The sequence below is a fragment of the Sphingomonadaceae bacterium OTU29LAMAA1 genome (assembly GCA_024072375.1).
Taxonomy (GTDB): Bacteria; Pseudomonadota; Alphaproteobacteria; order Sphingomonadales; family Sphingomonadaceae; genus Sphingomonas.
Genome location: CP099616.1, coordinates 1 through 23369, shown reverse-complemented (window position 1 = coordinate 23369; position 23369 = coordinate 1). Strand labels below are relative to the sequence as shown.

Genomic DNA, 23369 nt, shown 5'->3' with positions numbered 1-23369 from the left:
ATGCCAGCACATGCCCCAATATGGCGGAGCGTGCCTTGCACCCTTGCCGTTTCCTGCGTAGCGGCTGCCATCCTCGATATCGTGGTGCATTGCAGAATAACGTGGCGGGCATAGCCATCGTCCCTCACGCTGTCCAGATTGTTCCCCATACTCCGACCACCGGACGACCGCTCCGACCCGGTCCAACAGGGTGTTCCGGACGGGCCGCATCCGGCAGAATAGGACGACGCTCTTGACTCTAAAATCGATCGTCAAGACATTACTCGGTCATCGACCAGCCCCGGTCCTGCGAACCGGCATCGATGCATTGGAGCGGAACTGGACCTTCCAGCCATCACGGCCCGACGGGGTCACAGCCGCGGTACGGGTGACCATCCTGCGCGGCCTTACGCTTGCGCCGACGTCTACGGCGATTGTCCCGATCACGCCCAAACTGCGCTGGATCGTCTATTTCGTCTATCTTCCCAACGGCAGATTGACCGCCGCCCACCGCTTCACGCTAGCCCGATTGCGGCAGGCCGATGCCGGATTGTGCGTGATCTGCGCGACGCCGGCGCCTGCGGACGTTCCGGACGAACTTCGTCGCACGGCCGATGCCCTGTACTGGAAGGCTCTGCCGGGCTTCGATTTCTCCGCCTATGCGCTGGCGCTGCATGAGATCGCGCAACATAGCGCCGGTGCCGACCTGTTGATTCTCAACGACTCCGTCTTCGGACCGTTCGAACCGGTCGATACGCTGTGGCCGGCAATGCAATGGAGGTTGACCGGGTTTACCGCATCGGCGCAGCTGCAAAATCACATCCAGTCCTATGCCTTTCACCTCAAGAACGTCGATCGCAGCATGGTTCGGGCGCTGCGTACCGTTCTGCCGCATAGGTTCGCCTTCAACGATTATCGTGGCGCAGTATATGGGCAGGAAAGCCGTTTCGCGACCGTGGCGGCACGAACGATGTCCGTCGGAGCCTTGTGGTATGCCGACAGTATCCGCTGCGGCGATCCCAGCATCTTCGCGGCACTGCCGCTGGTGCGTGCCGGCTTTCCGTTCTTGAAGCGTTCGCTGCTGACCAAAAACGCCCACGCCGCGGACCGGGGCGATATCCACGAGACCCTGCGGGCGTTCGGCCACCCGGTCGAGGATATCTGAAGCGACCCGTGGATCAGAACGCGTTCTTGTGGATCATCACCTGAAAGGTCATCACGATGATCTTGATATCGCGCCAAATGGACCAAGTATCCAGATATTCTAGATCGGCTTGCAGACGATTACGCAGATCGTCCTCCATCACCGTTGCCCCACGATAACCCCGAATCTGCGCGAGGCCGGTCAACCCTGGCTTTGCCGCGTGGCGATGCCAGTACCGTTCGTCAACCTCCCAAAACAGCTTGTTGGCCGCCCGCGAGCCTAGCGCATGGGGACGCGGACCGACGATGCTCATCGTTCCCAACAACACATTGAGCAGTTGCGGAAGCTCATCGATGCTCGTTCGCCGCAAGAACTGCCCTACCCGGGTGATCCGATCATCGTTCCGCGATGCCGAACGCTGCCCTTCCTTGTCGGCGGTCGCAGCGATCATGCTCCGGAATTTGAAGATCCGGAACACGCGGTTAGAGCGACCGATACGATCCTGCCGGAAGAACACCGGCCCACGGCTTTCCAGCTTGATACAGCCCGCGACAAGCAGGAATAACGGGGACAGCAGGACGATCGCCGGTACTGCAATCGCCAAGTCGAACGCCCGCTTGATTGCGCGATCAATCAGGTTGAGCGGCCCGTGCGACACGACCAATGCCGTCATCGAGGCATGCGTACTGACCCCGAGCGGAGCAAGCGACTGCAATTCCGGCATCAGGATCTCGCTCTGGATGCACGCGCCCTTCAGGGCGTGGGTCCACGCATTGCGGCGATCGGGATGGCAAGACACAACGACGTTGTGAATGCCGCCCAATGCCGCTGCGAGCCGATCGTACATCAACGGATCGTGCCGCTGAGGATCAATGAACCCTTCCGCTGCAATCCGAACTGAGAAATCGATAGGCGGAATAGGCTGGCCCGGTTCCCAGATCAGGGCGATGCTATAGGGTTCCCCACCGACGATCGCCTTTCGGTAGCGAACGAAATAATACCGGCTCACGGCCAGTGAGACGATCGACAGCAATGACCCCAGCGCGATCGTGAGACGTGGCAGATCCGTCGTTGTCCGAAGATAGAAGCTGGCGAGCGTCATCATCGCCACCGCGATGAGATACGCCTTCACCGTACGCCCGACGGATTGCAACGGATCGGCCAGCAACCTGATGGAATAGACTTTGCTGTTGAGGGCAATCACCAGGTAAAAAGGCAGGATCATCACTAGGACGAATGCCCAGCCGGCTTCGGTCGTCAGCCTGCCCCTCGCCAGTGCGACCAGCGACATACTTAACGTGATGCACAGCGTGTCGAAGATGATCGGATAGGTGAAGGTTCGCAGCTTGATCGTGGCGCTGTTGGGCCGCCAGCGTGCTTCCTCGATCCCATTTGTCGACGACTTCATGTCCAAGCTATCGGTCCTGTCTGCTTGGTTTGCTGGCATAGGATCGCTCATCGTCAGTTCGGACGATCGGGGTTCGTCGCAATTCCCGTTTCACGATCATGTTGGTCATAGCGCAATGTGAGTGGATCCCGCCAGTCGAGCCATCTACAACACAGATCAGTTAGCTGCCGTCCCGCCGCAGGACGATCCCATTCACAGTCACCGTGATGTCGCGCCGTCCCTCGCCCGGTGCGCCGAACATCTCGAGCCGGGAAAAGGCACATGGCACGCCCTGGGCGGTACGCCAGTCGCTATGAGTGGCATCCGGGGCCGTCACGGGAATAAAATCGATCCGTGTGTCCCGACACATCATGCGGAAGCCAAGCGCCTTGGTGCCGACCATGGTTTCTGGGTCGAAAGCAATGCGCAGCCGATAGGATCCGGCCGCCCCTGTCGTTTGCTGGGAAGCAAAGACGGGAACACCCTGTCCGTTCCAGTTGATGACGATGCCGGTAGAGCCGCGCCCACCGCTAGTGACGTCAAAATTCTCGCCCGACATGAAGCGCCAGTTGAACGGTGTCGCGGTGTCGTCCTGGTTGATCGTCGTTGCGGCCCGACTGAATTGCGGATCGTTAAGCGGTCGGGTGATCCCCTGCCGTCGATAGGACCAGAGTGCGAATGCATCCTCGGTTCGTCCGACCCGGACCAGGGTCGGCAAGAGCGCGGTCATTTCCTGCTCTGCCAGGGGTCCACCACCGCGCTGAAGTGCGCGAAGGGTCTGGTAGCGACCCTCTATCGCGGCAGGATCATTAAGGACGCCGCTACCGAGCAGAAATGGACGGCGCCATACCGGAAGCGCTTGTAGTCGCCGAACGACGCTGTTGCGCAAGGTCGGATCGGTTTCGGCCAAGGAAAAAACAGTCGTCGCCTGTTCCATCAGCTTTTCGCGGCGAAACAGCGCGTCGGCGACGTCAAGTACCCGTCCGATCTCGTTACGGGTGGCATGATAGTAAATAAGGTTCTGCAATGCGAGGCTGCCACGCCAGCCATAACGGCCAAGGACGGCGAACCATGCCGGGGGCGGAAGGGTCGTGCCGCCCCGACGGCCGATCTGCATCATCGCGGTATTGAAGATGTTTTGGTTGAGCGGATCGGCCTGTATGGCCCGCTCGATCGTCGCCCGCGATGGCGCCGCGGAAACCTCGGCGGGTGCGTCCGAGGCCTTCAGCAACAGGTCGCTGGAACGGCCCTGGGTGACAACCCGTACCGCTCCCGCCTCGACCGCATAGATCCCGACGAGGGCTGCGGTAGCCGCTACCGCCGCGCTGGCGCCGGCAATCACACCCCAGCGTCGGCCCTCACTTTTCCGCATAATCATAGCTGTAATTGTAGCCATAAGCATCGCCCTGCCCATAGCCGAACCTGCTCGGATCGAACTTGGTCAACACCGCGCCGACGATGCGTGCGCCGCCCTGATCGAGACGAGCAAGCGCTGCCTGTACGCCGCGTACCGAATTGCGGCCAGCTTCGATGATGAACAGCGTCGCCTCAATCTCGGAAGCCAGGATCACCGCATCGGCGAGACCCAAAACCGGTGCGGAGTCGAACAGCACCAAGTCAAAACGCGACGATAGCTCGCGCGTCAGCTCCTTCATCCGCTCGCTGGAGATCATCTCCGCCGGATTGGGCGGCAATGCACCGGCAGGCACGAAGCTGACGTTGTCGAACGACGATTCCTGAACGGCCTGGTCGAGGCTTAGCTGCCCGGCAACGACGCCGCTCAGCCCCTGCTTGTTCGACACGCCAAACATCCGGTGGACGTTGGGTCGCCGGAAATCGACGTCCACCACGACCACCTTGCGCCCGAGCCGGCCGAGACTGACAGCCAAGGCTTGGGACGCGCTCGACTTGCCTTCCTGAGCCTGGGTGCTGGTCACCATCAACGTCCGGGGCAGGCCGTGGTTGGAGGCCATCATCAAGCTAGTGCGGATCGATCCGAATGCCTCGCTGATGGTCGACTTGGGCAGATCGATTTCGCCCTTCGGATCGGCAACGACCGGTGTGCTGCCCAGGAAGGACAGGCGCAACCGGTCGGTAATGTCGTCCGGGGTACGGATGCCGTCGAACAGCTGCTGGCGCGCAATGACGAAGCCCATCGACAGGATGAGACCCACCGCGATCGCAAGCGCCAGGTTCAGGAGCGGCTTTGGCCAAGCAGTCGCACGCGGCACATCGGCACGATCGACGATGTTGAGGTTATTGGTCTGAACCCCCGCCTCTGCATTCAGTTCGTTGTAACGCCGGAGCAGCGAGTCATACTGCTGGCGGTTGGTGTCCGCCTCGCGCCGCAGGATCGACAGCTGGATGCCCTGCGACTGTTCGGTGAGGGTGTTGTTCTTGAGCCGCTCGAGTTCGCCGGCGATCTCGCGTTCGCGGGCCATCGCCACCTCGTAGGGGGCCTGTACCGACCGGCGGATGTTACCCGCGATCCCGGTGATCTGGCCCTTGATCGCGGCTAGCTGCGCCGCTGCGCGCTGGACCGCGGGGTGATCGGCCTGCCGTGTCGACAGTTCCTGGCGATAGGTCGCCTCGAGCTGCGCCTGCTGGTCCAGCAACTGCTGGATCGCCGAACTGTTCAACACCTCGGGAATGTTCATCAGCGGGGTGGCATTGGTCTGACGCCATTTCTGCTCGGCCTGGATCCGATCGGAGAGCGCGGCGGAATAGCTCTGGTTTAGCTGAACCAATCGCGCGGTGACCAGCGATTGCGGCTGCGGCGAACTGCCGCTCGCACTGCTTCCCGCAGCGTTGCTCACGTCGATGATCCGCGTCTGCCGCCCATAAGCCAGCGCATCGCGCTCGGATTTCTGCAGACGCTCCTGCGCCTCGCGAAGCTGATCGCGAAGGAAATCGAGTGCGTAGGACGAACTGTTGAATTTGCGGTTTAGGTTGTTGCGGATGAACGCATCGGCATAGGCGTTGGCGACTTCCGCAGCGAGGGCTGCGTCCGGGCTCTGGAACGACAGGTCGGCGATGCGGGTGTTACCGCTGAATTCTGCCTTCAACCCCTTGAGCAACGCGGCAATCACCTGTTCGCGGCGAATATCGACCGGAATTGGTTCATCAGCGTCATCGGCATCGATCGCCTTCATCCGCACAAGGAAGTTGGTGCCGCGATAATAGCCCTTGCTCTGTGCGACGGCATTGGCGACGCCGCGGCTGCGGATGATGTCGAGCTGCGTCTGGAGGAACTTCTCGGTATCCCCGCGCGATGCGCCGCCTTCGCGATCGGCCTCGGTGCCGAGCACCTTTTCCGCTTCCTGGCGAACCTCGATCGTCACCGTGCTGCGGTAATAGCGTGTCGCGACCAGCGAATAGACGATTGCGATGGCGATCATCGATACCATAATGGCGATGATCGGCACACGAGAGCGATAGATGGCCGCGTACATTTCACGCAGGTTGAAGCCACCGGCCGGCGCGTTGTTTATGCTGGTCGACGGCTTGTCACGCGTCGGTTCAAAACCCTCGCGATCGGCGATATCGGACGACATTGTTGTGCTCATCCTACTTACCGGAACGCCAAGAATACGCCCGCCACGGCGGCAAGGCCGGGAAGAGCAGAAATCAGATTCCGCGTAAATCTGCTGCGTTGGGAGGTTCCGACCACGACCACGTCGGACTGTTTGATCTCGGGATCAGGATATCGTGCGTAGCGGATATCGTCGATATTAAACCTAGCCGCATATTGCTGCCCGTTCATCCGCCGGATCACGATGATGTCCTCCACCTCGGCATCGGCGGTGAAGCCGCTACCCAGAGCCACCGCCTGCAACAGCGAGACACGCCCCGGAATCTCGTAAACGCCGGGCTTCTGAATTTGGCCTTCGATTGTGAAGGCGTAGTTCACCGCCTTGACGACCGCGACCGAAACGCTGGCCCGGCGAAGATAGCGCCGGTTGAGGCCCGTGGTGATGTCTTGGGCGACCTGTTCGACGGTACGACCGGCGGCCGGCACTTGCCCGAGCAGCGGCATCGAAAGATTGCCAGCTAGGGACACCGGCTGCTCTTCCAGCGTCAGGTCGGGTTCGCCGACAACTTTTACCGAAATTGTATCGCGCGGACCAATCAGATAATCGTCACTCGGTGTTGTGGCGGTGATCGGGTTGGGCTGATAGGCCGGCGCGCCGAGCGGAACCCGCTTGCCCCCCGAACAGCCAGCAATCAGCAGGACGAGCGCGCCGACCGCAATCTTATGTTTAAGCAACGACTGGTACCTTATCTTTCGCGCGACGTCTTGCACGCGGCGGCCAACGCGAAAATCATATTCGATCGGGGGATGACTAGCAGCAAACGCTGTCTCGCGGCAAGATTTTGCTGCGCTGCGCCAAAACCGATTACCCCTTTGACGTTACCACATCGGGCGCGCGGTTTCCAAGACCGTCGCGTCCCTGCCACCAGATCATGGCGAAGGCGATCGCCAATACCGGGAAGGTCGCAGGCCTTCGCAATGGGTAATCGACGATGCTGTGCAATGCGAACAACAGTACGATCGTTCCCGAGCAGAAGATCGCGTTGTGCCGTGCCGGATCGGACAGCCAGGCCCGTGCACCTGACGAGATCAACGAAAACACCGTCAGCGCCAGCAGCAGCACGCCCGCCAAGCCCTGCTCGATTGCGACCTGATAGAAATCGTCGTGAAGGTGATTCACAAAGGTCGGTTTCACCCAGGCTAGCTGTTCATGAACGGCATAGAGCCGACTGAAGCTGCCGCTGCCCGATCCGGCCAGCCAATATTCTTGAAGCAGCGGCAGGCTTTGCCAGGCGAAACGCCAGCGCAGATCGTCACCCACCGTGTTGAACCGATCGAACAACGCATCGACCTGCGGCAGCGTAGTCACGAAGGCCGCCAGCCCCAAGACCAGCACCGATCCGCCGATCAGGTAACGGCGCGGCTGGTCACGCAACGTCCGGATGCCGATCAGCACGGTTGCCAGCAGGCTCAGCAACACGCCGGCGCGGCTATTGGTCATGAGCACGGCAAAGATGCAGAGCACCCAATAGCCGACGAATATCCAGGAAATGCGGTTGCGATGCCGATCGTATGCCCCGCTCAGCAGCGCGACCATCGGCAAGGATGCCGCCAGGATCAAGGCCATGTGGTTCTTGTTTGAGAAGAAGCCGATCAACGCGCCGTGATCCGCTTGGTCGCGAACCCGCATCGCGCCACCACCGCTCGCCACCTGAGCGACGCCGACGAGCAGGCCGACGCCGATGGTTACCAAGATCAGGCGCAGCAGGACCATCTGCGTCTCCCTCGACACGGTCATCAGAACCAGGGTCAGGGTGACAAACGCGATCGCCATGATAGCCGTGTAGACGGTGTTCGCCGGGGTCAGCGACAGCGGCTGCCAAGTGTTGACGATACCGATCAGCGTATAGGCTTCCAGTCGCAGATCCTGCCCTGGCAGCTGCTGCCACACAGTCGGTGGCAGAGGCACCAACTGGAGCAGCGGCAGCACAATCACCCCAATGAGCACGATACGGGCGCTCGGAGCTGCCGTCGCAAGGGTTAGTGGGATATTGTTCAGAATACCGGCGAAGAGCAGGATCATCGTCAGGACGCCGATCAATGCCGTGGCGCCGATCCCGGTCACACCGCCCCCCGCCAGCCACAATCCGACGATCTGAAGACCGGCCGTGCCCGCAAGCCAGCGCTCGCCCGATGCGATCCGGAACCAGTCGGCTATCCGGGTTCCGGTTGCACCTTTACCCGTGCCTCGTCCGGCTCTGGAGGAATGAGGGCGCGAACCCGATCTCGACATCAACGGCATTTCAATCTCGGCACTCGAACCATGAATTCGCTTTAGCCGTGCAATCACGCTTCGTCATCAATCAAGCCGGAAGGACATAGCTGGAGGGATCGCCAAAAGGGCGTTCTTGGGCAAGGCTGGGCTGCGCGGTACTGCAGTCACGCCGTCAGCGCGACCCAATCGCGTTCCGCCCGGATCCACCCCGTCACCAGCCTTGAGCCGCTGCGTAACGTCTCTCGCGATGGCGACAGATGCTTGCAATAGGTACCGTTAGGAACGTCGCCCAGCGTATCGGTCGCGCGTGGACGATCCCAGCCGACGACTCTGCCGGTCACCATCGCCTCGCTGCCGGCAAGGCTTTGTGGTGGCCCCTCGATGGTCAGGTCGCCGTCGATCCGACCGAACAGCCGCAACGCTGCCTGGCGCACGACGACCGATCCTGCGACATGCGATGCGGCGTCTATCGTCACCGTCTGGTTGACGATCCGCAAGGGGCCACCGGACGCCACGAAACGAGATCCACCGAGCAAGTGCAGGTGGCGCAAACGCCCCTCGGCTGTCGCGGTCGTTCCCGATGCGCGGCTCGACTGCAGGATGATCTCCCCATCATAGCGGCCCTGCTGGGGTCGCAGCGTACGGATGTCGCAGCTCATGGCGACGGAATGTAGGCCCGGCGGCATGTACCCTACCTCGAGCAGATCCAGCCGGGTACCGATGAAGGTCCACTCGGCCCCGATCGCCATGGCTCTCACCTGTCCACCGGTGACGTTCACGCGACCATTCTGGTTGGCGACGGGCGTCAGCGTCGCAATGGGATTGTCCAGATTGATGATGCCACCCGTCGCATCGATCTCGACCGGAATATTGCCCTCGATACGAAAATTCCTGCATTCCGCCTGAGCGCTGACGATCCGCATCGTCGCCGTGTCGGGATTGTTGGCCTGGCATCGGACGGAGGCGAATTCGCACGATCCACCCAGCAGCCAAGTCGGTCGGCCAGCGATCGCCGTCGCCCGCTCGCTGTGTATCTTGGCGAACAGGCACATCAGCGTGTTGGGATCGATGTATATCGCCTGCGATACGGCCAGTTCGACCTGGACCCTCAGCCAGACGCTCTCGTTGCAGTTGCCCGTCGCCGAACCGCTCACTTCGAAGGCATAGTGGCGATCGTTGCCGCACTCCTCGACGCTCTCGGCAATGAAGGTCGTATCGAAGCAGATGGTATGCCGAATGCCGAAGCCCGACAGCTTGTACGCCCGGGCATACCGGATCAAGCTCGACATCAGCGGTTCGCGGCCGTCCGGATGGCCAAACTGGAAACCGTTGACTGCAGGACGCGTGTCGCGCGCGATCCGTCCGTTCCCATCGAACGTCGCTTCGCCGCTGCCATAGATCGCCACGTTGAAGTCTGGAACGAGACCGGTGACGGTGAGCGCGGTATAGCCGCTGCCGCTGACCTGGAAGCCAGGATCCTCGACGCCGTAGCTTTGTCGATCGAAGACGATGCCGACATTGCGCGCGATCAACGGACCGCTGATCCGAACCCGCATCCCCCCGAAATGCGCGATCCGCCCCCCCGCCCGCGTACACGCATCTAGAAAGGCTTGGACCTGGCGCGTCTCATCGACGCCATGGCGTCCGGTAATACCGAAATCCGCGGCGAACATTGTCTGGCGTGCATCGCTGGCAACACGATCGGCAGCCATCAGCGCGCTGGCCGCCGTACGATCGCTCGCGGTCAACAGCATCATCGGCGTCATGCCGACCATGGCCCGACGAACGGGATCTACAGGCAGGTCGACCATCTTGTCCTCTTGCATCCGGGGAGAAAAGCCGATGTGGCGGCATACGGCGACCCGCCTTACGGACAAGGATGTCCGTCGACAGCCCCTATCGTGCGGAACACCGGATCGAGAGGCACCGAAGGCTTGTCCAGTGCCGATGAGCCGATGCGATGGTCCTTTCGGATAGGCCGACCTTGCCGGTCGCCATTCGAACGCGAGCGGGCCAGGCAGGCGGTTGACGCTTTCGGCGACCCTTCCTAGGGCCACGCCATGCAGGATGGTAACGGTTCGATCACGGCTCCGACCCGGTTGTTGCCAGCCCGGCCATTAGTGGCCGTGGCGCCATGAAGGTCGCGATCGTCCATGACTGGCTGACGCTGAAAGGCGGTGCGGAATCGTGCCTGGAGGAATTCCTGCGACTGTTTCCGCAGGCCGATCTGTTCTGCATCGTCGATTTCCTGCCGGAGCAGGAACGCGGCTTCCTGAAGGGGCACCGCATCACCACCAGCTTCGTGCAGCGTATGCCCCGTGCCTCCAAATTTTATCGGTCGTACCTGCCCCTGATGCCAATTGCGATCGAGCAGCTCGACGTCACCGGCTACGATCTCGTCCTCAGTTCCTCGGCGTCGGTTGCCAAGGGTGTCATCACGGGTCCCGATCAGATCCATGTCGCCTACACGCACAGCCCGATACGCTATGCCTGGGACCTGCAGCATCAGTATCTTCGTGAGGCCGGTCTGATGCGTGGCATCAAGGGCGCGATCGCGCGATCGATCCTCCACTACATGCGACTCTGGGACACCCGTACCGCAAACGGGGTCGACCATTTCATTGCAAATTCGCACTTCATCGCGCGGCGGATCCGCAAGGTCTATGGTCGCGAAGCCACCGTCATCTACCCCCCGGTAGACATCGAGAGATTCACGTTGGCCGACACACGGGACGATTTTTACGTCACCATGTCGCGGATGGTCCCCTACAAACGCATTCCGCTGATCGTCGAGGCTTTCGCCCGGATGCCGGACCGTCAGCTGGTGGTGATCGGCGACGGTCCTGAGATGGCCGCGGTAAAGGCCGTTGCCACATCCAACGTAACGGTCATGGGCAAACAGCCCGACGAGGTGGTCGTCGACTATCTCCAGCGGGCGAAAGCCTTCGTCTTTGCCGCCGAGGAGGATTTCGGTATCGCACCCGTCGAAGCGCAGGCATGTGGCACGCCGGTGATCGCGTATGCCAAAGGCGGTGCATTGGAAACGGTGCGCGGTCATGATGGCGAAGACCAGACGGGTGTATTCTTCGGCGAGCAGACGAAGGATGCGATCGTAGCCGCAGTCGAGCATCTCGATCGTCGGTTACATGCCATTGCCCCTGCCGCCTGTCGTGCCAACGCCGAACGCTTCTCCGCCCAGCGGTTTCGCCGCGAAATCGCGGAATTTCTCGATAGGGCGCTGACACCGCAGGATCAGATCGTTGGAGACTTCCTGCCCGCGCTCGATCAATTCGACTATCGCGCTGTCATCTCCTAGAAACGGCTTTTTACGCAATGAACGGCACTTCTCCCCCGGTTCAACTGATCCGACCCAAGCGTCACGGCGACAGCCGTGGCTGGTTTACCGAAACCTACAATGTCGACACCTTTGCGCAGGCGGGGATCACCACCACTTTCGTGCAGGACAACCATTCGCTGTCGGTACCCGCCTTCACCCTGCGCGGCCTGCATTTCCAGGCGCCGCCCCGTGGTCAGGACAAGCTGGTCCGTTGCATCCGCGGCCGGATCTTCGATGTCGCGGTCGACGTGCGCAAGGGGTCGCCGACCTACGGACAATGGGTCGGCGCCGAGCTTACCGCCGAAAACGGCCACCAATTGTACATACCCATCGGCTTCGCACACGGCTTCATGACGCTCGAGCCCGATTGCGAGGTGACCTACAAATGCTCAGACACCTATGCGCCCGAGGCCGATGGCGGCATCGCCTGGGACAGCGTCGGAATCGACTGGCCACTGCCGTCCGGCGTCACGCCGGAATTGAGCGGCAAGGATCAGGCGCAGCCTAGCCTGGCGGACTTCGACAGCCCGTTCGCCTATGACGGCCACCCGCTCGCACCGCTCGCCTGAAGGACAGACCCATGCGCATCTTCGTCACCGGCGGGGCCGGGTTCATCGGTTCGGCGCTCGTCCGCCACCTGATCGAGAATACGGATCATGAGGTCCTCAACTTCGACAAGTTGACCTATGCCGGTACGCTGTCGACGGTGGAGCGCGTCGCCGACAGCAACCGCTATCGCTTCGTCCGGGGCGACATCTGCGACGCCGAAGCCGTCCGCGCCGCGATCGCCGAGTTCAAGCCGGAAATCATGACGCATCTGGCGGCGGAGAGCCACGTCGACCGCTCGATCGACGGTCCGGGCGCCTTTGTGCAGACCAACGTTGTCGGCACGTACACGATGCTGGCCGAGGCGCGTACTTATTGGCTAGGACTGGAGCCGCAAGCCAAGGCAGCGTTCCGTTTCCACCATATCTCGACCGACGAGGTCTATGGATCGCTGGGCGACACCGGGCTGTTCACCGAAGAGACGCCGTACGATCCGCGTTCTCCCTATTCAGCATCGAAGGCAGGGTCGGACCATCTCGTCCAGGCCTGGGGCCATACCTATGGCCTGCCGGTGCTGATCACCAATTGCTCGAACAACTACGGACCCTATCACTTCCCAGAGAAGCTGATCCCGCTCATGATCGCCAAGGCGCTGGATGGCGAACCGCTGCCGATCTACGGCAAGGGCGACCAGATCCGCGATTGGCTGTACGTCGAGGACCACGTTCGCGCGCTGCAGGCGGTGTTCGAGCGCGGTACGCCCGGGCGGACCTACAATGTCGGCGGGCATAACGAGAAGCAGAACATCGAGGTGGTGCACACCGTCTGCGCTATCCTCGACCGGCTGCGCCCGCGTACCGACGGCAAGCCCTATACGGATCAGATCACCTCGGTCGCCGACCGCCCCGGCCACGACAAGCGCTATGCGATCGACGCCGCGCGGATCGGTGACGAGCTCGGCTGGACACCCGCCGAGACGTTCGAGACGGGGATCGAAAAGACGGTGCGCTGGTATCTCGACAACGAGGCGTGGTGGCGTCCGCTGGTCGCCGCCAAGGCGTCCGAACGGCGTGGCATCGCGGCGTAGATGCGTCGACCTGTAGACATGTCGGCGCCGCGATGAAGACGCTTCTCGTCACTGGCGCGAACGGTCAGCTCGGCCGTGCACTCAGCCGTGCCACCCTGCTGGAGGGATGGGAGGTCGTCGCGCTCGACCGCGACGCGCTCGATCTGTCCGACGCTACCGCGATCGCGGCGAAGGTTGCGGAACGCCCCTGGGCCGCGGTGATCAACGCCGCGGCCTATACTGCGGTCGACGAGGCGGAGGACGATGTCGTCGCCGCTTGGACGATCAACGCGCTGGCGCCCGCCGCCTTCGCTGCGGCCTGCGCGAGAGCGGACGTGCCACTGATCCAGGTCTCGACCGATTACGTCTTCGCCGGCGACAAGCCCGGCGCGTGGGAGGTCGACGATCCGGTCGCACCACTCGGCGTCTATGGCGCATCGAAGCTGGGCGGCGAGCTAGCCGTACGCACTGCTGGCGTCCGCCACGCGATCGTCCGTACCGCCTGGGTAGTTTCCCCGGACGGCGCCAACTTCGTGAAGACGATGCTGCGCGTCGGAGCGACACGCGACACGTTGCGCGTCGTCGAAGACCAGCATGGCAGCCCAACGAGTGCGGATGACCTCGCCGCTGCGTTGCTGTCGATCGCCACCCGCCTCGCCGATGATCCGTATGCGCCGACCGGCACGTTCCACTTCAGCAACGCGGGCGCGACGACCTGGGCCGGCTTCGCGCGCGAGATCTTTCACCAAAGCAAAAGGCGCGGCGGCCCTTCGCCACAGGTCGAGGGGATCGCAACCAGCGACTACCCCACACCCGCCCGGCGACCGGCGAACTCCCTGCTCGGCCACGACGCGATCCGCGCCGCCTACGGCATCTCCCCACGACCATGGGAGGACGCACTCGGCGACATCCTCGACCAATTGATCGGAGCACCTCGATGAAGGGCATCATTCTCGCCGGCGGCTCGGGTACCCGGCTCCATCCGGCGACGCTGGCGGTGAACAAGCAGCTGCTGCCGGTCTACGACAAGCCGATGATCTACTATCCGCTGTCGGTGCTGATGCTCGCTGGGATCCGGGACGTGCTCATCATCTCGTCGCCGGAGTATATCGACAATTACCGGCGCCTGTTCGACGACGGATCACCGTTCGGCCTGCGTATCGCTTACGCCGAACAGCCGCGCCCCGAGGGCTTGGCGCAGGCGTTCACGATCGGCGCGGACTTCATCGGCGACGATAACGTTGCGCTGGTGCTCGGCGACAACATCTTCTTCGGCGCCGGTCTGCCCGACCTGCTGGCAAGCGCGGTCTCACGGGGCAGCGGGGCGACGGTGTTCAGCTATCACGTCGAGGACCCAGAACGCTACGGCGTGGTCGAATTCGGCGAGGGCGGCCGCGCGATCAGCATTGAGGAGAAGCCCGAGCGGCCGAAATCCAACCATGCAGTGACCGGTCTGTATTTCTATGACAATCGCGTCGTCGAATACGCCCGCAACCTCAAGCCCTCTCCGCGCGGCGAGCTCGAGATCACCGATATCAACCGCCTCTACATGGAGGCAGGGGACCTCTACGTCGAACAGATGGGCCGTGGTTATGCCTGGCTCGACACCGGCACGCACGACAGTTTGCTGGAGGCATCGGAGTTCGTCCGCACGCTCCAGCATCGGCAGGGCATTCAGATCGCGTGTCTGGAAGAGGTCGCATACGAGCAGGGCTTCATCACCGCCGACGAAGCCCGCACGCGCGGCGAAATGTTCAAGAAGACCGCTTACGGGCGCGCGATTCTGAAGGCGGTGGATGGCTGAGCGTCCGATCCGCATCGCGATTGATGCTCGTCCGCTGAGTGGATCGCCCTGCGGCTATACGATATACCTCGGTTCGATCATCACGTGTTTGCACCATACTGATTTCGAACTGACGCTGGTCGGCAACCAGCCCCTCCTGCCGCAATATGACGAGGCGCTCGGGCTGAATATGCACGTATTCGGCAGCCAGAGCCACGTGCGCTGGGAGCAGGTCGACCTGCCCCGCCATCTGGCGACAGGTGGCTATGATGTGTACTTCACCGGCGCCAATCGTGGGATACCGTTGAGAAAGACTGCGGGGACCCGCTATGTCCTCGGACTGCTAGACGTCATCCCCTATATTTTTTTCCGTCAATATTATGTTTCGGCATGGAAGCGTCTTTTGCGCCATCCTTCCGCCAATGCCGAAACAATGGCTCAGCTTGTTGCGGTAGCGCGCGCCGACGCGATACTGACGATTTCGCAGCAAAGCGCGATCGACATCCGACGGATTTTCCATCGTCGTGACGTGACGTCCTATCCGATCCGCCTGAAGGATGTCGATCGGCAAGCGCCAGTCGCGCCCAAGCGACAGTTCGTGTATGTCGGCGGGGTCGATTTCCGGAAGAAGATCGACGTTCTACTTCAGGCTTTCGCGTGTTTCGTCCGTTATCACCCCGAGTATCGATTGATATTGGTGGGATCCAACTACACTGCAGTACAACCTGTCATCGATGCCTTGGGGCTGAACGATCGTGTCGTTCTGACCGGCTACGTCGACCATGACACCAAGTTCAAGATCCTGGGCGAAAGCCAGGCGATGATCTACCCCTCTCTATACGAGGGATACGGCATGGCGATCGCAGAAGGCTTTCAGGCAGCTATCCCGGTGATCGCTGGACGGGGCGGGTCGCAAGCGGAGGTCGGCGGCGATGGTGCTCGGCTGATCGATCCGACATCGCCCGACGATATCGCGGCCGCCATGGAAGAGATGCTCGATCCCGCCGTCCGCGCCGACTGGGTGGCGCGCGGGCGACGCCAGCTGGAGCGGCTCACCGATCCGGCGATCGAGACGGCGATCCGTGCCTATTTCACCAATCAGGCAAGGCTTGCCTCCGCCTGACCGGCCCATTGACGTATCGTTCAGGACGACGCCGGCGAACGTCGCAGCTTACGCAGGACCAAGGCCATTTCCTCGCGCAGAGGATGGTTCGTCGCCACGATCACCCCCAACCACAAAGCGATACCTGCCAATACGACACCGACGACGACCGATATCGGCGTATAGGGCGATGCCCGGTACACGATCATCGCAATCGCTGCGGGCAGTACCGCTGCCACGGTTAATATCGCGCTGTCACGATAGACACGGGGGATCGCACTGGCATCGAGTTCCGCCAACCGGCGGACATGCGGATAATAGAGGACGAGGCCTATCAACGCATCGAAGATCTTGGCGATAGCCGCCGCCACGATGCCGAACAGACAGCCGACCACGAAGATGGGTACGCCGAACACCAGCCGCGCAACTTCATAGCGCGCCTGCCGTCCGGTTTCGCCGCGCAGTACGAACAGCTCCCAGTTCATGCCAAAGGCGACACCGATGAACTGCGCGATCATCAAGGCGGACAGCGGCAGTGCCGCGGGCAGCCATTCCTCGCCATAGAGAAGATAGATCGCGGGTCGCGACAGGATCGCCAGACCGATCAGGAATGGCCACATGAAGGCGGTGATCATCGCAAAGCTGCGCAGATACGTGCCGCGCCAGTCGCCATCTTCGCGATAATCTTTCGACAGCTGGACGAACACGACACGCGTCGCAGTGCCGTATAGATTGTCGAAGATGATCGCCGACAGTTGCGATGCACGGCCATACAGGCCGAGCGACGTCACGCCCAACATCCGGCCGAGCAGCAGATCCGACAGCCTGCCGGTGAGCAAGGCGACGCCGCTCACCGACATCATTTGCAACCCAAAGGTCGTGATCGGCCGCCATCCGGCCAGCGACATACCGAAGCCGACGTGACGCCGTCCGAAAGCGAACGTCATTACCGCCGTAGTCATTGCCGCGAGAACCGACGCATAGGCCGAACTCATGTAGCTCGCTCCCGCAAGCGCGAAGCCGATCGTCGCGACCGTCTGCATGCTGACGTTGGCCACGGTGATCATCGATAACCGTTTGAACTGCATTTCCCGCTGCAGCATCGCCATCGGACGGAAGTTGAGGATCGCGAAGAGATTGCCGATCGCGACGATGCGCAACACCGATCCGGCTTCCGGCGCCCCGAGTATCGGGCCTGCGGCAAAGCTCAGCCCGAGCAACACGAGGGTCAGGCTTGCGATCAGGATGGCGTTGACGGTAAAGGCCGATTCCAGCGTATGCGACGGCATCTCGGCCTCGCGTACGACGAACGAGGCGATCCCGAAGGTTGTAAAGACCTGGATAACCCCCAGCGCCGCCATCGCGATCGCATAGATGCCGATCTCGCGTGGCGAGAGCAGCCGCGAGATGACGATCAACCCTATGAATTGGACAACGAAGGCAACAAACTGGCCTGAAAAGGCCCAGACGATAGAACGACGCACCGACATCGGCCCGGCCATAGCCGATCCATCGTCAAGGTACAGCGTGTCGAAGACGTGACGGTCAGCCCGTGCCCGACGTCAATCCTGCAGCGTCGCCGGCGATCACGTCCCGAACGAGACGATCGAACACCTCTGGGGAGTAATGTCGCTCGACATGGGCCAGCCCCGCCTGCCGTGCACGATACCATACGGCCTGATCAGTGTAGAGCTGTCTACATGTATGAGCAAATACCTCGGGTGATCCGCCGGTCGCCAGTTCGTCCGGCCTGGTCGCAAGCTGTTCGCCCAGCAGAGGGGTCGCGACGCAAGGAATGCCCTGCCCCATCGCTTCGACCACCTTCAACGGAATGCCGGCCGCGTAGCGGGTCGGTGCGACGAAGATACGGCATCGATCGTACAATGGCGCGAGATCCTCGACTATGCCGTGCAACACGACACGATCGGACACCAAAGCGGTAATTTCGTCCGAAGAGGTCATGCCGACGATATGCAGCCTGTAGTCGGTCCCCATCAGGCTATCCAATCGTGGCATGACCGCGGTCAGAAACCAGACGATCGAATCGACGTTCGGCGTCGAGGAGGAGGGCCCGGTCAATCTTCCCACGAACAGGATATCATGGCGGTCGGTAAATCCCGGCGTTTCCGGCCGAATCGTTACCGGATGCGGTAGCACGAAGACGGGCGTATCGAGGACCGAAGCGATGATCCCGGCATCCCCCTTTCCAACGGCCGTCACCTTATCGGCGCCACGCGCGAGACCGAGTTCTGCTGCAAGCGCGGATCGATATTGCTCGTCGGACCAAGGCAGATCGAAGAGAACCCGTCGTCGTGCCTCACGCGGCGACAGGACTGCCTCTGCGTCATAGATGATTGTCGGGCGGGCGTGGTTGCCGACGGATTGCCACCGGGCTTCTGCGAAAGCTTGCATCGGTCCCGGACGGCTGACAAATATGGTGTCGAAGCCGGATCCGGCGCGCCACAGCAGGCGTCGAAGACCTCTGGCGCCCCCCCCAGTGTGGAACCGCACGGCACCCCCAAACGCCATATCCATCCGGATCCGGTTGGCACGAGTCGATTGCATGGGATAGTAGGTCACGTCATGCCCGGCCCGCAGCAACGAACGCACGATCGCGAAGGCGCGTGGATAGCCGGCGCCGAACACAGGATCGGGCAGCAGGTCGTCGATCATGAAGATATGCCGCCGACCCGTCGTCGTGTCCCGCGCTTTCCGTCCAGGAATGGTGCCAACCGCGAGGATCGTCTTGACCCAAGCGTCCTTGACGGCGTCGAGGATCATTCTGCCACGGGCCTGGACTCGACGGATCATCACGTGGCGCAACGGTCGTCGCCTGATGCGATGACACGGATAAGCTTGGGCAAACACGACTCCATTACGAAAGCTTCAGGTTGAGACGGATCGTTGCGTCCCGTGTCCTCGACAGGGTCCGGACATGATCGTCGGCCGCGTCGAAACCGGCTTGCAGCTAGCGCAGATCCTACAATAGCATCTCGGCGAGGACTAGTAGGAGTATGGGACCGATCGGCTAGTAGATATTCGAGGCGCTCGCTTCTAAGGCACCACCAGAGCACCCGCGTCTTTCGAGACTGCAGCGCTTCCAGAATCAGCAGGACAAGACATGACCAAATCAGCGATCGTAACCGGGATCAGCGGACAGGACGGCGCCTATCTCGCCGAAAACCTGTTGAGCCGTGGCTACACCGTGTTCGGCACATATCGCCGGACGAGTTCAGTCAATTTCTGGCGCATCGACGAGTTGGGCATCTCTGCCCATCCCAATCTGAAGCTCGTTGAATACGATCTCACCGACATGGGATCGGCCATCCGATTGATTGAGGCGTCCGAAGCGACCGAGATCTACAATCTCGCAGCCCAGAGTTTCGTTGGCGTGTCATTCGATCAGCCGATCACCACCGGGCAGATTACCGGCTTGGGCGCCGCCTACCTTCTGGAAGCGATCCGTACCGTCAATCGCGATATCCGTTTTTATCAGGCGTCGACATCAGAGATGTTCGGGAAGGTCCAAGCCATCCCTCAGCGTGAGGACACACCCTTCTACCCGCGCAGTCCATATGGTGTTGCCAAGCTCTATGCGCATTGGTTGACGGTCAATTATCGCGAAAGCTTCGGTATATTCGGCACTAGCGGCATCCTGTTCAATCACGAATCCCCGCTGCGCGGCCGTGAGTTCGTCACCCGCAAGATCACCGACACCGTCGCCAAGATCGCCCAGGGCAAGGCCGATATCCTCGAACTCGGCAACCTCGATGCGAAGCGCGACTGGGGTTATGCCAAGGACTATGTTGAGGGTATGCGGCTAATGCTTCAGCATGACGTACCCGATACGTTCGTCCTCGCGACCAACCGGACCGAGACGGTCCGCAGCTTCGTCGAACTCGCCTTCGCGCAGGTCGGTATCGCGATCGATTGGTCGGGCGCCGAAGAACAGGAAATCGGCCGCGATCGTAAGGACGGGCGTATTCTGATCCGCATCAATCCCGAGTTCTATCGCCCCGCCGAAGTGGAGCTCCTGATCGGCGATCCCGCCAAGGCTCGTCAGGACCTAGGATGGGAGCCGACCGTTCGGCTAGAAGAGTTGGCCGCGCTGATGGTGGAGGCCGACATGCGTCGCAACGCGGCCGGTTGGTCGTTCTGATGCAAGTAGCGCTGACGGGGTCGAGTGGTTTCACCGGCCGCTTCGTCGCCGACGCACTGACCGCCGCAGGAGCGACATGCATCCCCTTGTCTGTCGATCTGCGCGACGCAGCCGCGGTAGACAAAGCGGTAGAAGAGACGCCGTTCGACCGTCTGATCCACCTTGCGGCGATCGCGTTCATCGACAGCGACGACTGGCATGCATTTTATTCGGTGAATCAGCTCGGCACATTCAACCTGCTCGATGCCATCGCCCGCACCAGGCCAGGTACGCGCTGTGTTCTCGCAAGCAGTGCACAGGTCTATGGCCCCGGTGCCAAGGGTCTGGTGGCTGAGGACGCCGTTCCTGCTCCCAGCAATCATTATGCCGTCAGCAAGTGGATGATGGAGCTAGGCGCGCAGTTGTGGCGTGATCGGTTGGATATCGTGATCACCCGGCCCTTCAATTACACCGGCGTGGGTCAGGAGACGCAATATCTGATCCCCAAAATCATCGATCATTTCCGCCGTGAGGCGAACCTCATCGAGTTGGGAAACACCTGGGTCCAGCGTGATTTTGGAGATGTGCGCTCCGTCGCTGAAGCTTATGCTGGACTTGTCCTCACCGATAAGACGCCTGAACTGGTAAATATCGGAACCGGTATCGTGTCCTCGATCGACGATATTCTCGCCATGCTGATTGAGATCACCGGTCATTCTTTGGAGGTTCGTACCAACCCTGCCCTGATGCGTGTCAATGACGTTCCCGTCCTCGGGGGCGATGCTACGCTGTTGCGCGAAAACCTGCCGCACTGGCAACCGTACAGCCTCGCGGCGACGCTGCAGTGGATGTACGAACATAGCGTCGCCTGAACGGGTCGACGGTCATTCTACAAGGAAGCACGTCCAGCCTAATCCCCAATCGGGCTCTCACCGTGCTTCCTCAGCACGTCGTTAAACGCCTCAGCCATCAATGCCTGAAGGCTCCGACCCTGCCGCCGTGCCAGGGTATGCATCGCGAACGACATTTCTGGGCTAAAGAACCCGGCGATCTGCTTGCGGCCTTGCCGGCTCGCCGGCCCTTGAGTCGCAGCAGCGACTGGTGCTGGTGCAATCGAAGCAACCACGGCTTCGGGTACCGTAACAGGTGCGGTTGCGCTCCGCAGGTTGGCAAAACTAGGCTTGCGGCTCATGCGGTATTCCTCTTACGAGTGGGCTTCGGCGTGGACAATCCGACCTGTCGACATGTCCACGTGTAGAATTGACGGATGTCCTCGGCGGCCTTGCCGGTGGGTTCGTATTCCATGACGGTGCGTCCTTCCCCGCTTGCGTGTCGATAGGCAGCGCGATCGGGGAGGTGGATGGGGCATGGCGGGGTGCCGAAGCTGTCCACCAGCTCGCCGGCCTCTTGGTATATCCGTGGCGCGTTGGGTGCGCCCGCGGTGAACACGACGAACGCGGGCTTTCGGAGCAGCTGGACAAGTTTGGCCGTGGTCTGGATCGCCGAGAGGTCGAAGGCGCTCGGGCGGCATGGGATCAGTACGAGGTCGGCGACCTCGACCGCGGCGCGGGCGGCGCTGTCGGCATGGGGCGGCGTGTCGATCACGATGAAATCGGCTCCCTGCCCTGTCGCAGCATCGACCTTGGCGGCGAGGCGCGGCGGCGGACTGTCGATGACCTCGGGCGGAGCATCTTGGCGCCATGCGGCCCATTGGCTCGCGGTCGCCTGAGGATCGGTATCGATGATGAGCGCGACCCGGCCGGCTTCCTGTGCGGCCGCGGCTAGGTGGAGCGCGAGAGTCGTCTTACCCGCGCCGCCCTTCTGGCTGATGATGGCGATTGTCGGCATGTCGATACCACTACGTGTCTACATGACGACATGACAAGTGTTAATCGACCTGTCGCCACATGCGATATGGGAAGATCCTATCACCGCATCTATCGACACTTCGACACACCAACCCTCAACGCAGGCTATCCAAAAGGGGTAACTCGCCCTATCCGCTTGCTCCTTTCAGGGAGCATGTGACGGCAAAGCCGGCACTCTTGCAATTTCCATATCTCCTGACGTTTTTAGATTTTGTCTTCGTGAACCAAGTTTGCGCGTTGGCCGACTACGCCAACTCGTTTTGACCGGTGTTATATGAATTCATTTGCGGTTGCGGATGGATTTGAAACTCGCACACTATGCGACTGTCAATCTGCACCCAGTCGCGCCAACACACGACCCAACGCCCCGCCGACGGTCGCCGTCGCCAACTCGCGGCATGACAGCCCAGCTAGCATGCCGGCCACCTCCGCCGCCCGCTCAGCCTCGTGATCGCAAGAAGATATTACCAGACCAACATGTGGACATGTCTACATGTTGGCGTCGCAATGCTTTGGGACGTGTTCGGCTCCGGTAGTATGTGCGCACCCGATGAGACGGAAAAGCGGTGCCGGCCACGTGACTTAATAGTAGCCCCGAGCGCGTCGACGAACGGCGGCATGCTCGTACCTCCGTCAAACAGGACGCAGTACCTGATGACGTCATGGCAATAGGCGATGACACGCTCGCAATGCATCACGACTAACAAAATGGTCCTAAGAGTGGTAACTGTCTCGTAAACAAGGAGGTATTATGCCCTACGACTTATGGCAAACGGAGGAGCCGAAGGGGGCGCCTCACTCGACTCAGGCGTTCATATTCGACGGTTGGTCGCACGAACCTCTGGTTATCCAGCACAAGCACATCCTTCCGACCGCACGGCAGCATGACGTTCCGACGAAAACCCTCGTCGTCGCGTCGAAGGACGGTTGACGCCGGTCCTCCGGTCGCGGCGCGACGCCGGTCGATTGGACCATGAATACCCGAAAGCACCAATCCACTTTTTCGGACGTCGCCCCTTGGCCGTCCAAGGACGTCCCGAAGTGCAAAAACACGAGAAGATACAGCGCGCCGGCGAATTGCGGGCGCAAGGTTTGTCGCTGAAGGTAATCGCAACCAGATTGGGCGTTAGCGAAGGCCAGGCATCAAAGCTGGCGAATGCTGCCACCCAGTTGGCGGACTGAAGCAGGGCGCCAATCCGGAAGGATCGAAAC

At 61.4% G+C, this 23369-nt stretch carries 19 protein-coding genes; 9 read left to right on the top strand and 10 right to left on the bottom strand.

The features are described 5' to 3' along the window. Window positions 1-367: 367 nt before the first annotated feature. Window positions 368-1144 carry a hypothetical protein gene (locus tag NF699_00095; protein USU03396.1) on the top strand — a complete coding sequence of 259 codons (777 nt, stop codon included), beginning with the start codon at window positions 368-370 and terminating at the stop codon, window positions 1142-1144. Between the two features lie 13 nt (window positions 1145-1157). On the opposite strand, the gene NF699_00090 is transcribed toward NF699_00095, so the two are convergent. The 6 genes from NF699_00090 to NF699_00065 all read right to left on the bottom strand — a co-directional run bounded on the left by NF699_00090 (window position 1158) and on the right by NF699_00065 (window position 10128). Then, window positions 1158-2582 (bottom strand): sugar transferase, encoded by a 1425-nt coding sequence (locus NF699_00090; protein USU03395.1) that lies wholly within the window; start codon window positions 2580-2582, stop codon window positions 1158-1160. Window positions 2583-2691: 109 nt separating this feature from the next. Continuing rightward, window positions 2692-3906 carry a hypothetical protein gene (locus NF699_00085; protein ID USU03394.1) on the bottom strand — a complete coding sequence of 405 codons (1215 nt, stop codon included), beginning with the start codon at window positions 3904-3906 and terminating at the stop codon, window positions 2692-2694. Further along, on the bottom strand, window positions 3869-6064 hold the full coding sequence (locus NF699_00080) for a polysaccharide biosynthesis tyrosine autokinase (protein ID USU03393.1): 2196 nt from the start codon (window positions 6062-6064) through the stop codon (window positions 3869-3871). The genes NF699_00085 and NF699_00080 overlap by 38 nt, the downstream gene beginning before the upstream one ends. A 17-nt stretch (window positions 6065-6081) precedes the next feature. Continuing rightward, on the bottom strand, window positions 6082-6813 hold the full coding sequence (locus tag NF699_00075; GenBank protein USU03392.1) for a polysaccharide export protein: 732 nt from the start codon (window positions 6811-6813) through the stop codon (window positions 6082-6084). A gap of 94 nt (window positions 6814-6907) precedes the next feature. Beyond that, window positions 6908-8167 (bottom strand): O-antigen ligase family protein, encoded by a 1260-nt coding sequence (locus tag NF699_00070; GenBank protein ID USU03391.1) that lies wholly within the window; start codon window positions 8165-8167, stop codon window positions 6908-6910. A gap of 314 nt (window positions 8168-8481) precedes the next feature. Then, on the bottom strand, window positions 8482-10128 hold the full coding sequence (locus NF699_00065) for a hypothetical protein (protein USU03390.1): 1647 nt from the start codon (window positions 10126-10128) through the stop codon (window positions 8482-8484). A 323-nt stretch (window positions 10129-10451) separates the two neighbouring features. Between NF699_00065 and NF699_00060 the strand changes: the two genes are divergently transcribed. The 6 genes from NF699_00060 (at window position 10452) to NF699_00035 (ending at window position 16172) form a co-directional block, all read left to right on the top strand. After that, window positions 10452-11633, top strand: coding sequence for a glycosyltransferase family 4 protein (locus NF699_00060; GenBank protein ID USU03389.1), 1182 nt, complete (start codon window positions 10452-10454; stop codon window positions 11631-11633). 17 nt (window positions 11634-11650) lie between these two features. After that, window positions 11651-12223 (top strand): dTDP-4-dehydrorhamnose 3,5-epimerase, encoded by a 573-nt coding sequence (gene rfbC / locus NF699_00055; protein ID USU03388.1) that lies wholly within the window; start codon window positions 11651-11653, stop codon window positions 12221-12223. 11 nt (window positions 12224-12234) lie between these two features. After that, complete coding sequence (gene rfbB, locus NF699_00050) at window positions 12235-13287, top strand: dTDP-glucose 4,6-dehydratase (protein USU03387.1); 1053 nt, start codon at window positions 12235-12237, stop codon at window positions 13285-13287. Between the two features lie 32 nt (window positions 13288-13319). Next, window positions 13320-14207 carry a dTDP-4-dehydrorhamnose reductase gene (rfbD, locus tag NF699_00045; GenBank protein USU03386.1) on the top strand — a complete coding sequence of 296 codons (888 nt, stop codon included), beginning with the start codon at window positions 13320-13322 and terminating at the stop codon, window positions 14205-14207. Further along, window positions 14204-15070 (top strand): glucose-1-phosphate thymidylyltransferase RfbA, encoded by an 867-nt coding sequence (gene rfbA, locus NF699_00040; protein ID USU03385.1) that lies wholly within the window; start codon window positions 14204-14206, stop codon window positions 15068-15070. The genes rfbD and rfbA overlap by 4 nt, the downstream gene beginning before the upstream one ends. Window positions 15071-15266: 196 nt before the next feature. Further along, on the top strand, window positions 15267-16172 hold the full coding sequence (locus tag NF699_00035; GenBank protein USU03384.1) for a glycosyltransferase: 906 nt from the start codon (window positions 15267-15269) through the stop codon (window positions 16170-16172). Window positions 16173-16192: 20 nt separating this feature from the next. Here NF699_00035 and NF699_00030 read toward each other — a convergent pair whose 3' ends face one another. Both NF699_00030 and NF699_00025 read right to left on the bottom strand, forming a co-directional pair. Then, window positions 16193-17641, bottom strand: coding sequence for an oligosaccharide flippase family protein (locus tag NF699_00030; GenBank protein USU03407.1), 1449 nt, complete (start codon window positions 17639-17641; stop codon window positions 16193-16195). A 55-nt stretch (window positions 17642-17696) separates the two neighbouring features. After that, entirely contained in the window at window positions 17697-18932 is a 1236-nt protein-coding gene (locus tag NF699_00025; protein USU03383.1) for a glycosyltransferase family 4 protein, read from the bottom strand. A gap of 340 nt (window positions 18933-19272) precedes the next feature. On the opposite strand from NF699_00025, the gene gmd reads away from it, so the two are divergent. Together gmd and NF699_00015 are read left to right on the top strand one after the other, a co-directional pair. Then, entirely contained in the window at window positions 19273-20310 is a 1038-nt protein-coding gene (gmd, locus tag NF699_00020) for a GDP-mannose 4,6-dehydratase (GenBank protein USU03382.1), read from the top strand. After that, a complete protein-coding gene (locus NF699_00015; GenBank protein ID USU03381.1) occupies window positions 20310-21161 on the top strand; it encodes a GDP-mannose 4,6-dehydratase in 852 nt (283 codons plus the stop codon). Before gmd ends, NF699_00015 begins: the two co-directional genes overlap by 1 nt. 38 nt (window positions 21162-21199) lie before the next feature. On the opposite strand, the gene NF699_00010 is transcribed toward NF699_00015, so the two are convergent. Continuing rightward, entirely contained in the window at window positions 21200-21481 is a 282-nt protein-coding gene (locus NF699_00010) for a hypothetical protein (GenBank protein USU03380.1), read from the bottom strand. Further along, a complete protein-coding gene (locus tag NF699_00005; protein USU03379.1) occupies window positions 21478-22137 on the bottom strand; it encodes an AAA family ATPase in 660 nt (219 codons plus the stop codon). Before NF699_00005 ends, NF699_00010 begins: the two co-directional genes overlap by 4 nt. Between the last annotated feature and the right edge of the window lie 1232 nt (window positions 22138-23369).

Bases quoted from the DNA above. Each gene is read 5' to 3' on its own strand.
- NF699_00090 (USU03395.1), bottom strand. From the start codon at position 2,582: ATGAGCGATCCTATGCCAGCAAACCAAGCAGACAGGACCGATAGCTTG.
- NF699_00085 (USU03394.1), bottom strand. From the start codon at position 3,906: ATGGCTACAATTACAGCTATGATTATGCGGAAAAGTGAGGGCCGACGC.
- NF699_00080 (USU03393.1), bottom strand. From the start codon at position 6,064: ATGTCGTCCGATATCGCCGATCGCGAGGGTTTTGAACCGACGCGTGAC.
- NF699_00065 (USU03390.1), bottom strand. From the start codon at position 10,128: ATGGTCGACCTGCCTGTAGATCCCGTTCGTCGGGCCATGGTCGGCATG.
- NF699_00060 (USU03389.1), top strand. From the start codon at position 10,452: ATGAAGGTCGCGATCGTCCATGACTGGCTGACGCTGAAAGGCGGTGCG.
- rfbC (USU03388.1), top strand. From the start codon at position 11,651: ATGAACGGCACTTCTCCCCCGGTTCAACTGATCCGACCCAAGCGTCAC.
- rfbB (USU03387.1), top strand. From the start codon at position 12,235: ATGCGCATCTTCGTCACCGGCGGGGCCGGGTTCATCGGTTCGGCGCTC.
- rfbD (USU03386.1), top strand. From the start codon at position 13,320: ATGAAGACGCTTCTCGTCACTGGCGCGAACGGTCAGCTCGGCCGTGCA.
- rfbA (USU03385.1), top strand. From the start codon at position 14,204: ATGAAGGGCATCATTCTCGCCGGCGGCTCGGGTACCCGGCTCCATCCG.
- NF699_00030 (USU03407.1), bottom strand. From the start codon at position 17,641: ATGTCGGTGCGTCGTTCTATCGTCTGGGCCTTTTCAGGCCAGTTTGTT.
- NF699_00025 (USU03383.1), bottom strand. From the start codon at position 18,932: ATGATCCTCGACGCCGTCAAGGACGCTTGGGTCAAGACGATCCTCGCG.
- gmd (USU03382.1), top strand. From the start codon at position 19,273: ATGACCAAATCAGCGATCGTAACCGGGATCAGCGGACAGGACGGCGCC.
- NF699_00015 (USU03381.1), top strand. From the start codon at position 20,310: ATGCAAGTAGCGCTGACGGGGTCGAGTGGTTTCACCGGCCGCTTCGTC.
- NF699_00010 (USU03380.1), bottom strand. From the start codon at position 21,481: ATGAGCCGCAAGCCTAGTTTTGCCAACCTGCGGAGCGCAACCGCACCT.
- NF699_00005 (USU03379.1), bottom strand. From the start codon at position 22,137: ATGCCGACAATCGCCATCATCAGCCAGAAGGGCGGCGCGGGTAAGACG.